5 protein-coding genes and 1 pseudogene are annotated in these 9,008 nt (G+C 68.1%); 1 reads left to right on the forward strand and 5 read right to left on the reverse strand.

The window, feature by feature from the left end; translation table 11 throughout:
• Positions 1 to 135: 135 nt before the first annotated feature.
• Entirely contained in the window at positions 136 to 3,999 is a 3,864-nt protein-coding gene (gene hrpA / locus AB0J95_RS49355; RefSeq protein ID WP_364773526.1) for an ATP-dependent RNA helicase HrpA, read from the reverse strand.
• A 191-nt stretch (positions 4,000 to 4,190) separates the two neighbouring features.
• Between hrpA and AB0J95_RS49360 the strand changes: the two genes are divergently transcribed.
• Complete coding sequence (locus AB0J95_RS49360) at positions 4,191 to 4,871, forward strand: FadR/GntR family transcriptional regulator (RefSeq protein ID WP_364773527.1); 681 nt, start codon at positions 4,191 to 4,193, stop codon at positions 4,869 to 4,871.
• Between the two features lie 382 nt (positions 4,872 to 5,253).
• Here AB0J95_RS49360 and map read toward each other — a convergent pair whose 3' ends face one another.
• The 4 genes and pseudogenes from map to AB0J95_RS49380 form a co-directional block, all read right to left on the reverse strand.
• A complete protein-coding gene (gene map, locus AB0J95_RS49365) occupies positions 5,254 to 6,108 on the reverse strand; it encodes a type I methionyl aminopeptidase (RefSeq protein WP_364773528.1) in 855 nt (284 codons plus the stop codon).
• Positions 6,109 to 6,124: 16 nt separating this feature from the next.
• Entirely contained in the window at positions 6,125 to 7,915 is a 1,791-nt protein-coding gene (locus AB0J95_RS49370; RefSeq protein WP_364773529.1) for a penicillin-binding transpeptidase domain-containing protein, read from the reverse strand.
• Positions 7,916 to 7,928: 13 nt separating this feature from the next.
• Positions 7,929 to 8,783, reverse strand: coding sequence for a GNAT family N-acetyltransferase (locus tag AB0J95_RS49375; RefSeq protein WP_364773530.1), 855 nt, complete (start codon positions 8,781 to 8,783; stop codon positions 7,929 to 7,931).
• Positions 8,784 to 8,850: 67 nt separating this feature from the next.
• Positions 8,851 to 9,008 (reverse strand): annotated as a pseudogene (locus AB0J95_RS49380) (4-hydroxy-3-methylbut-2-en-1-yl diphosphate synthase); the annotation flags it as partial.

The following is a 9,008-nucleotide window of genomic DNA, read 5'->3' on the forward strand; positions in this document are numbered from 1 at the left end:
GTCAGGAACGGCAAAAGGCTCGGTTGCTGGTTCATCGGCGGTCACCCGCGGTCGCTCCCCGGCGTAGATCGACTCCATTTCGTGACCTACACGCGCCAGGTCACGAAAAGGTTGAGCCGATCCGCCGGGGTTTGCCTATGCCGAGGTCAGCGCGTCGATCGCCCGGTAGATGCGCTTGTCCGACACCGGGTACGCGGTCTTGATCGACTGCGCGAACAGGCTCAGCCGCAGCTCCTCGATCATCCACCGGATCTTGCGCGTCTCCGGGCCTACCGGCAGCTGCCGGTAGGCGTCCCAGACCTCCTGCACGTCCTGCGTCCACTCGAAGTCGCGGTCCGGCCGCTCGGGCAGCTTGTCCAGCCGCAGCTCGATGCCCTGCAGGTAGCGGACGAGGCTGGGCAGCTGGTCGTACCCGGTGGCAGTGACGAAACCGCGGTACACCAGCCTGCCCAGCTGCGCCCGGATGTCCTGCAACGAAGGTTCCAGCCTCGGACTGTTCATTGTGGACAGCCGGGCCCGCACGCTGTTCGACGCGGTCAGCGCCTTCTGGACGTGGTTCACCACTTCCAGCGTGGTCGGGTTCAGCCGGGCCCGTACGTCGTCGCGCAGCTTGGTGAACGCGGCCTCGTCCCAGGCCGGTCCGCCGTTGTCGATGATGATCTTGTCCACCGCGCAGTTGACGCAGTCGTCGAACAGGTCCTGCATGTCGCGATGCGGATTTGTCGACAAGGCGAGCTTGGCCGCGTTCGGCATCCGGCCGAGCACGTACTTCAACGGCGACGGCACGCCGATCAGCAGCAGCCTGCGGGTGCCCTTCCACATCGAGACCCGTTGCTCCCCAGCGGTTTCGAACATCCGCACGGCCACGGTCTCGCCCTCGTCGACCAACGCCGGATACGCGGTGACCACGAACCCGTGCTGTTGCTCACGCAGTGTCTTCGGCAGCGTGCCGATCTCCCAGGCGCGCAAACCTTTGCGCTCGATCTGACCAGCGGCCTCGGACAACGTCTCGCGCATCTTGGGCTGCAACTGGCGTTTGAGGTCGGTGAGGTCCTTGCCGGTGGCCAGCACCTTCCGGCTCTCGTCCTCGATCCGGTAGGTGACCTTCAAATGATCGGGGATCTTGGTCAGATCCCAGTCCTCACGCGTGATCACGACACCTGACAACGCCTTGATCTCCGCGGACACGACGTCCAGCAGCGACCGTTCCCCCAGGTCGCCGACCCGGTGCAGGATCGCCTTGGCCCAGTCCGGCGTCGGCACGAAGTTGCGGCGAAGCTGCTTGGGCAACGACTTCAGCAGCGCGGTGACGATCTCCTCGCGCAGACCCGGGACCTGCCAGGCGAAGTTGTCCGCGGTGACCTGGTTGAGCACCGGCAGCGGGATGTGCGCGGTGACACCGTCATCCGTGCGCCCGGGCTCGAACTGGTACGTCAGCCGCATGGTCAGCCCGTCGCGCCGCCAGTCGTCCGGATAGGCCTGCTCGGTGACCGTGGACGCGTTGGCGTTGACCAACATCTCGCTGGTGAACGTGAGCAGCTCCGGCTCGGTGTGCCGGGTCTTGCGCCACCAGGTGTCGAAGTGCCGCGCGGACACGACCTCGGCCGGGACGCGCTTGTCGTAGAAGTCGTACAGGGTCTGGTCGTCCACCAGGAGATCCCGGCGGCGGGCGCGGTTCTCCAGCTCCTCGACCTCGGTGAGCAGCTTCCGGTTGTCGTGGAAGAACTTGTGCCGGGTCTCCCAGTCGCCCTCGACCAGCGCGTGCCGGATGAACTCCTCGCGAGACAGCTCCGGGTCGATCCGGCCGAAGTTCACCCGGCGCTGGGTGACGATCGGGATCCCGTACAGGGTCACGCGTTCGGTCGCCATCACGGCGCCTTGCTTGCGTTCCCAATGGGGTTCGCTGTACGTGCGCTTGACCAGGTGTTCCGCCAACGGTTCGACCCACTCGGGGTCGATCCGCCCGGCGATCCGGCCCCACAGCCGGGTGGTCTCGACCAGTTCGGCGGCCATCACCCACTGCGGCGGCTTCTTGAACAGCGCCGATCCCGGGAAGACCGAGAACCGCGCACCCCTCGCGCCGATGTAGTCCTGCTTCTGCGGGTCACGCAAACCGATGTGCGACAACAAACCCGCGAGCAGCGACTGGTGTACCCGCACCGAGTCGACCTCGCCGGGCTCGTTCAGCGTGACGCCCAGGGTCTTGGAGATCTGGCGGAGCTGCGAGTAGATGTCCTGCCATTCGCGGACCCGCAGGTAGTTCAGGTACTCGGCCTTGCACAGCTTGCGGAACCGGTTGCCGGAGAGCTCCTTCTGCTTCTCCCGCAGGTACTCCCAGAGGTTGAGGTAGGACAGGAAGTCCGAGGTCTTGTCGGCGAACCGGGCGTGCGACTGCTGGGCCTGTTCCTGCTTGTCCTGCGGGCGTTCCCGGGGGTCCTGAATGGACAGTGCGGCCGCGATCACCATGACCTCGCGGACGCAGCCGTTGCGGTCGGCGGCCAGCACCATCCGGGCCAGCCTCGGGTCGACCGGGAGCTGCGCGAGCTTGCGGCCCAGCGAGGTCAGGCCGCCCTCACCGAGCGCGCCCAGTTCCTGCAGCAGGTTCACGCCGTCGGCGATGTTGCGGCGGTCCGGCGGGTCGATGAACGGGAACGCGGCGATGTCGCCCAGCCCGGCGGCCGTCATCTGCAGGATCACCGACGCCAGGTTGGTGCGCAGGATCTCCGGATCGGTGAACTCCGGGCGCGCGTCGAAGTCGTCCTCGGTGTAGAGCCGGATGCAGATGCCCTCGGAGACGCGGCCGCAGCGGCCCTTGCGCTGGTTGGCCGAGGCCTGCGAGATCGCCTCGATCGGCAGCCGCTGGACCTTGAGCCGGTTGGAGTACCGGGAGATCCGCGCCATGCCGGGATCGATCACATATTTGATACCGGGAACGGTGAGCGAGGTCTCGGCGACGTTCGTGGCCAGCACGATCCGCCGGCCGCGGTGGGACTGGAACACCCGGTGCTGCTCGGCGAACGACAGCCGTGCGTACAGCGGCAGGATCTCGGTGCCCTTGAAGTCCTCTTTGGACAGTGCGTCCGCGGTGTCCCGGATCTCCCGCTCACCGGACAGGAACACCAGGATGTCGCCGGGGCCCTCGGCCATCAGCTCACGGGCCGCGTCGATGATCGCCTGGGTCTGGTCGCGGTCCTCGTCGGCGTCCGGGTCGTCCGGGTCGACGACCGGCCGGTAGCGGACCTCCACGGGGTACGTGCGCCCGGAGACCTCGACGATCGGTGCGTCGCCGAAGTGCCGGGAGAACCGCTCCGGGTCGATGGTGGCCGAGGTGATGATCACCTTGAGGTCCGGCCGGCGCGGCAGCAGCTGCTTGACGTACCCGAGGATGAAGTCGATGTTGAGGCTGCGCTCGTGCGCCTCGTCGATGATCAGCGTGTCGTACTGGCTCAGCGAGCGGTCGGACTGGATCTCGGCGAGCAGGATCCCGTCGGTCATCAGCTTGACGAGCGTGTCGTCGGAGACCTGGTCGGAGAACCGGACCTTGTAGCCGATCGCGTCGCCCAGCTCGGTGCCCAGCTCCTCGGCGATCCGCTCGGCGACCGTGCGGGCCGCGAGTCTTCGCGGCTGCGTGTGGCCGATCGTGCCGCGGATGCCGCGGCCGAGCTCCAGGCAGATCTTGGGCAGCTGGGTCGTCTTGCCCGACCCGGTCTCCCCGGCGACGATCACGACCTGGTGGTCGCGGATGGCCGCCAGGATGTCCTGGCGGCGCTGGCTGACCGGCAGCTCGTCCGGATAGCGGAGTGCGGGCACGGCGGCCCGCCGCGCGCCGACCCTGCGTTCGGCGGCGGTGATCTCGGCGTCGATCCTCGCGGCGACTGCCTGCTGTTGCGCGGGCTTGCGGACCTTTCGCGCGCCGTCGATCCGGCGGCGCAAGCGGCGCTCGTCGCGCAGGGTCAGCGCGGGCAGGCGGTCCGCTAGACCATTCAGTGGCGTTCCCATCTCACCTACAAGGATAGGCAACACCTGTGATCAGGGCGCATGGAATTAAAACCGGGAGGCTCTACGCGAAACCAGTCGTGGGATGGCACTCTGTTCTCCTCGACGATTCCACGTTCCGGACATCGTCACGACTACTGAAACAGACGTAGGGTGTTCGGTTGTCTGAACATCCACGTGGGGAGGATGACACCGTGCCGTTGGCCACGACCCGGCGTGCCGGCCTTGTCGACCAGGTGATCGACCAGATGCGATCGGCGATCACCACAGGAGAATGGCGGGTTGGCGAGCGAATCCCCACCGAACCAGAGCTTGTCACCGCGTTGGGGGTGGGTCGCAACACCGTCCGCGAGGCGGTACGCGCCCTCGCCCACGCCGGGCTGCTGGAGGTTCGCCAAGGTGACGGCACGTTCGTGCGCGCCACGAGCGAACTCTCCGGTGCCGTCCGCCGGTTGTGCGGGCCAGAGCTGCGCGACGTCCTCGAGGTCCGCCGGACCCTCGAGGTCGAGGGCGCCCGGCTGGCCGCGGCCAACCGGACGGAGGCGCAGCTGGAGCAGCTCACGGCGTTGCTCGCCGCCCGCGACGACGCCAACGCCGGCAAGCAATGGGCTCGGTTCATCGACGTCGACGCCGACTTCCACCACCTGGTCGTTGTCGCGTCGAACAACACGCTGCTCGCCGAGCTGCACGCTGGGCTCACCGAAGTGATCAAGGCCAGCATCGAGGCGCTGGACAGCTCACAGCCGGACACCCGCAAGATCGACCACCGGGGTCTGCTGTTCGCCATCCGCGACCGCGACCCCGAGCGGGCCGTCCAGGAGGCGGGCGGCTTCCTGGCCGAGGCGCTGACCTACCTGGCCGAGAACCCAGCGTGACCGTCCCGGCCCGGCACTCAGGCGGGTGGCGGACCTGAATCCGAGCCGAACGGTCTAATTCGAATACTGCGTATGAGCCGGCATAGCGTCGGCTCATACGCATGTCCGGGGGACCTCCGCGGGAAAGATAATCGCCTTCTCCCCCGCGAGGGTGATTCTCGCCAAATGGCAATCGAATGCATTCCCCCTAAAAGCCTTAAGAAACGTCAGCCGTTCGTCGAATGAAATCGTTTCAGCAAGTCGAGTCATCCGAGCTTTACCCCGCGTGACCGGTCACGATCCGAACCTGACACCCGGCCGACGCCCGGAAGGCGACTCAGCCGAACGGCCGATCACCGCCGCCCCAGGGCGCTCCGAGGTGAGGGCCGCGCCCGCTGACCCGCTACGGCAGCGTGAGGATCTCCGCGCCGGACTCGGTGACGACGATGGTGTGCTCGAACTGGGCGGTCCAGCTCTTGTCCTTGGTGGTGACGGTCCAGCCGTCGTCCCAGATGTCGTAGTCGATGCCGCCGAGGGTGATCATCGGCTCGATGGTGAAGGTCATGCCGGTCTCGATCTCGGTGCTGACCGACGGCTCCTCGTAGTGCAGGATCACCAGCCCGCTGTGGAACGAGCGGCCGATGCCGTGCCCGGTGAAGTCGCGGACCACGCCGTAGTCGAACCGCTTGGCGTAGGACTCGATGACGCGGCCGATGACGTTCAGCGCCCGCCCCGGCCGCACCGCCTTGATCGCCCGCATGGTGGCCTCGTGGGTCCGCTCGACCAGCAGCCGCGCCTCCTCGGACACCTCACCGGCCAGGAAGGTCGCGTTGCAGTCGCCGTGCACGCCGCCGATGAACGCGGTCACGTCGATGTTCACGATGTCCCCGTCCTCGATCACGGTCGAGTCGGGGATGCCGTGGCAGATCACCTCGTTCAGCGACGTGCAGCAGGACTTGGGGAAGTTCCGGTACCCCAGCGTGGACGGGTAGGCCCCGTGGTCGAGCAGGAACTCGTGCACCACCGCGTCCACGTCGTCGGTGGTCGCGCCCGGTTTGACCGCCTTGCCGCCCTCCTGGAGGGCCTGCGCGGCGATCCGGCCGGCCACGCGCATGGCCTCGATCACCTCGGGCGTCTGCACGTACGTCGGCTCGGTGTTGCGCGCCGGAGCGGGCTTGTCGACGTACTCGGGACGGGCGATGGTGACGGGGACCTGGCGGCGCGGCGACTGCTCACCGGGTGTCAGAGGGGCACGCATATCCCCAGATTACGTCTCACCCCAGACCGCGCAGGAACCTGTCGGCCGCTTCGACCGCCGGGGCAGACGCGCCCGCGTCGGTGATGAGCAACGAGAACGCCAGATCGCCCTGGTACCCGGCGAACCAGCCGTGTGCGTGGGTGCCGTCGCCGAACTGCGCGGTCCCGGTCTTGCCCCGCACGTCGTTGAGTTTGCCCAGCGTGTTGGCCGCGTTGGTGGTGACGACTTCGCGCATCATGCCTTGCAGCGCGGTGGTCACGCCGGGCGGCAGCGGCGGCGGGGACGCGTTGACCTTGGTCTCCTGGCCGCGCACGAGCACCGGGATCGGCATTGTGCCTCTCGCCACAGTCGATGCCATCAATGCGAGTCCGAACGGCGACGCGAGAACCTTGCCCTGCCCGAACCCGTCCTCCGCGCGTTCGGTGAGGTCGTTGGCGGGCGGCACGGATCCGCTGACCGTGGTGACGTCCGGGATCACGAAGTCCACGCCCAGCCCGAACTGCTTGGCGGTGGTGGTCAACGCGTCCGGCTGCAGACCCGAGGCCAGCTTGGCGAAACTGGTGTTGCAGGAGAACGCATAGGCCGCGTGCAACGGGATCGTGCCCTTGTCGAACTGGTTGGCGTTCGGGATCACCCGTGGGCCAACGGTGATCGTGCCCGGGCATGGCACCGGCGAGTCCGCGTTCACCGCGCCTGCCTGCAATCCCGCGGCGGCGGTCACGGTCTTGAACGTCGACCCTGGCGGAAACCTGCCAGTCAGCGCGATGGCGCCCTGCGCGTCCGCGGGTGCGTTCTGCGCCACGGCAAGGATCTCACCGGTCGACGGCTGGATCGCCACCAGCGCGGAAGCCTGTGGGATGGAGTCGATCGCGGCCTCGGCGGCGCTCTGTACCTTGCGGCTCAACGTGACGCTCGCGGTAGTGCCCGCTTCCGCGTCCTTCGCGAACAGTTCGGCAACCTCACCACCGGCGGCGTTCAACGTGACGATCCGGAACCCTGGTTTGCCGGCGGTCTGCGCCTCGAACATCTTGCGCACCGCGGGCAGGATCTGCGATCCGAGGTTCTTCACCGCCGGCAGCATCCGGGTCGCCCCGGCGAACCGGACACCGGGCAGCTCGTAGATCGCGGCCTTGGCGGCCTGATAGTCCGCGTCCCGCAAGGAGACCACGGTGTAGGGCTGGTTGTTCGCCTTGGCGACACCGTCCACGATGGACTGCTGGGTGATCGTCGGGTCGTACTTGTTCACCGCTGCGGCAAGGGCTCCGGCGACCTGGGGAACGTTGCCCGCCTTGGCCGGGTCGATGATGACCGAGACCACCCGATCGGGTGCCAGCAACGGCGCTCCGTCCCGGTCCAGCACCGGCGCCATCGACGGTTCGGTGTCGCGCAGGCCAATGGTCTGCTGCGCGCCGAGTTTCGTGTGCACAGCGGTGGGCGACCAGTGCACCTTCCAGGAGTCGTTGTCCTTGCGCAGCTCCACTTCGCCCTGGTAGTTCCAGTGCCGGTCGCGGCCGAGGTCCCAGTCTGCGGTGAACCGGACGACGGTGGTGGTGTCGTCCTTCTTCACCGAGCTGTCCACGTGCATGGCCACACCGGCCGGCTTCAACGCGCCACGAACGTTGTCCAGCAACGTCTTGGCCGAGTCGGCGGAGTCGGTCCTCCCCGCCGCGCCCGCGGTGTCCCCGCTGGCGAAGGCGTTGAGGAACTGCCCGGCGAACTCCTCGGCGCTCGGCCCGGAGGAGAACAGCCCGCACCCGGCGAGGGGCAGGACCAGCAGAACCGCGGCGATGATCCCTTTTCGGCTCACTCGGCGCAGTCTGTCAGAACAACACCGTCGCGTACCTGCCTACTTGCGTGAAACCAATCTTTTGGTACGCGGCCCTGGCCGGGGCGTTGTAGGAGTTCACGTACAGGCTCGCGGTCCGGCCCATGCCCTTGACCAGCCGGTCCACCACGGCGGCGGTGCCCGCGGCGCCCAGGCCGCTGCCCCTCCGGTCGGGATGCACCCACACACCCTGGATCTGCCCCACCGACCGGGACAGTGCCCCGATCTCGGCCTTGAACACCACGTCGCCGCCCTCGAACCGGGCGAACGCGCGGCCGCCCGCGATCAGCTCGGCGACCCGGGCGCGGTAGCCCGCCCCGCCGTCCCCGATCCGCGGGTCCACGCCGACCTCCTCGATGAACATCGAGATGGCCGCGGGCAGGTAGCGCTCCAGTTCGTCCGGCCGCACCGGGCGGACCAGCGGGTCCGGCTTGACCTTGGCCGTACTGGTGATCGCCATCAGCGGCTGGTCGGCCCGGATCTCCCGGGGCGGCCCCCACTCCGACTCCAGCTCGGCCCACATGCCCAGCACCTGGTCGGCCGGGCCGACCAGGCTGGAGCAGGTCCGGCGGCGGCGCAGCGCGCGGTCGGCGAAGCAGCGCAGCGCCGCCCGGTTGCCGCGCAGCGGGATCAGGTTCGGCCCGACGTAGCAGAGCCCGTCGAGCCGCCCGTTGCGCATCGGCCGCACGTCGGCGCCCCACAGCTCGCCACCGAGCCGCCACGCGTCGACCCCCACGGCTTCCACCCTGGCGGCGACCATGCAGCAGGCCACGGGGTCGGCGGCCAGCACAGCCCGCACCGCCATCCCGTCCCGTTCGTCGAGTAACCGCGCGGAAGCCATCCGGAGCACCTAGTAAGCGTGCCAGATGAACCGGCGAATCGAGGAGTGCAACTCGTCAGCAGGCGTGCGGTAGGGGTCAGGAGACGGACACGACCGGGGTGCCCCCGGCCTCCTGCGGGTCCATGTCCTCGGCGATCCGCATGGCCTCCTCGATCAGCGTCTCCACGATCTGGTGCTCGGGCACGGTCTTGATGACCTTGCCCTTGACGAAGATCTGGCCCTTGCCGTTGCCGG

This window comes from Actinocrispum sp. NPDC049592, from assembly GCF_040675465.1.
Classification (GTDB): Bacteria; Actinomycetota; Actinomycetes; order Mycobacteriales; family Pseudonocardiaceae; genus Kibdelosporangium.